General features: G+C 59.0%; 1 protein-coding gene and 2 pseudogenes. 1 reads left to right on the top strand and 2 read right to left on the bottom strand.

What is annotated here, in order from left to right; translation table 11 throughout:
• Window positions 1-594 (bottom strand): annotated as a pseudogene (locus ABX749_RS31180) (ATP-dependent helicase); the annotation flags it as partial.
• A gap of 202 nt (window positions 595-796) precedes the next feature.
• Here ABX749_RS31180 and ABX749_RS31175 point away from each other — a divergent pair.
• Window positions 797-1,165 (top strand): 2Fe-2S iron-sulfur cluster-binding protein, encoded by a 369-nt coding sequence (locus tag ABX749_RS31175; protein WP_372899469.1) that lies wholly within the window; start codon window positions 797-799, stop codon window positions 1,163-1,165.
• Here the strand turns inward: ABX749_RS31175 and ABX749_RS31170 are convergent.
• Window positions 1,162-1,960, bottom strand: a pseudogene (locus ABX749_RS31170) (serine/threonine protein kinase); the annotation flags it as partial. The gene ABX749_RS31175 and the pseudogene ABX749_RS31170 sit on opposite strands and share 4 nt — an antisense overlap.

The raw sequence follows: 1,960 nt of genomic DNA, 5'->3' as shown, positions 1-1,960 counted from the left end.
GAACGGATTGATGCTGACCGGGCCGTACAGTTGGTTGTTCGAAATCTTGATCCGCCATTGCACCCGCGTCGACGTGTCTTCTTCTTTTGCGTGCGCTTCGTCGGTCAGTTTCAGCAGTTGGCTGACCACGTCACGGCCGGCAGCGACGGTGTCGGTTTTCAAGTCGCTTAAGAACAGCAGCACCTCTTCGCTGTTGCGTCGGGAGATTTGCTCGTGCACCCACCAGGCGACCGCCAGGGTGCAACTGCATCGGCCCCGTCCATTCATCCGCGATTCGGCGCGTTCGTATTCGGCACAGGCGCAGGTCACCGAAGCGCGAAGCGACAGGTCCAACGGCGACTCGATCGCGTCGCCGTCGTCCTCGTCCACGTCCGGTTCGATTTCCAAGTTCACCAGATAAGGAAGTTTTCGTCCGGGACGCATCCGAAACTCAAAGCACATCTTGCCGTCGCTTTGAGAAAATTTGGGCGTCTCGACTCGCAGCATCGCCGCCCGCTTGTCCAGCGATTGATCGTGATCGTCCACCAGCCGCGAAACGGCTTCGCCGAGCAACAATCCAAACGCTGCCGGCAAATTCTCCGTGATCAATTCCATACTCAAACTAGGTTCCTTTTTTCGATCTGCCGCTGTCCAGGCCGGTGATCTCTGTCCTGGCCGGTAATCTCTGCTGTGCGACTTTTAAAAACGTTGGCCAACCCGCTATTCTACCGCTAGGCTGCTCGGTTGCGATGCCAACCGCGGCCCGAATGCCGGTTCAGACCAAGATTCTTCATAAACTTTCAACGAGTGGAAACGAATGCCGAAATTAACTGTCGAGGGTGTGGGTTCTTTTGAAGTCGCCGAGGGAAAACGATTGGTCCAAGCACTCGTCGAAGACGCGGGGACGGATCAATTACACGCTTGTGGGGGAATGGCGAGATGCACCACCTGTCGGGTCCAGTTCACCGACGGCGAACCCCCAAAAATGACGGCGGCAGAACGGGACACCCTCGCCGCGCGAGAAATCAGCGACGAGGGCGTTCGACTTAGCTGTCAAATCCAGTGCGATCATGACATGAGTGTCAAATTGATCAGCCGTCTGGAAGGCAGCGGACGAAAGGACCAGGGATCGCCCGTTGCAGACACGATCCAGCCCGAACCGGTCTGGGTCGAGAAAGACGCCTAATACGTGCCCGCCGGGCGACGTTGGGTGCCGGCGAGCACTTTGATTAATCCCGCCCGGAGCTCCCTGACTTTCAACGGCAACGCCAACAGTTGCCGACGGGGACCGCGGCGGGCTTCCGAAATGATGCGTGCCTGACGTCGGTCCACCAACAGAATCGCAGGGATTTCGCTGGTGTGTTCATCGCTGGCGAATCTGTTGTAAGCCTCCAGCGCCAACGCCCCTAACTCCGCGGCGCTGAAAATCACACAGTCCGCCGGGGGGTCGTCGCCGGGTTCGAAACGCGACAACGCACGATTGGGGTCCTGCGTGATCAGCACACGGTAGCCGCGCGACTTGAGCCGTTCGCGGATCGCATTCTGTAGCGCCGCCTTGGATTCGACCAACATCACCACGTAACCTTCGCCCTCATCGGTCGGCGCATCGTCATCGTCGTAATGTTCACCGGCGCCGGGCGTTGCCCCGTCCGCACTCGATTTGCTCGGCCCCTTTTCCAGGATGTCCATCACCTTGCGGATCTCGGCCTGCAGCGCGGCTGACGATTGGATTCTCTGCTGTGGATTGAACTCCATCATCTTACCGAGCAGCTGGGTGACGACCCCCGGGATGTCGGGAACGTACTGGCTGATCGGTTTGATTTCTTGAAACCGCGACACATTCAGACGGGCAAGCCGGTCGCGTGTTTCGGTCAGCGCCGGCTCACCGGCCAGCATGTGAAAGAGCATGTTGCCGGCGAAGAAGACGTCACTACGCGGGTCGTCCTTGCGGACTCCGGTGCCTCGCTCCAATGCGGCATAG

Source organism: Stieleria sp. (assembly GCF_041595215.1).
Lineage (GTDB): Bacteria > Planctomycetota > Planctomycetia > Pirellulales > Pirellulaceae > Stieleria > Stieleria magnilauensis.
Note: the sequence above shows the minus strand (reverse complement) of the source record. Positions and strands in the feature narration are given on the sequence as shown.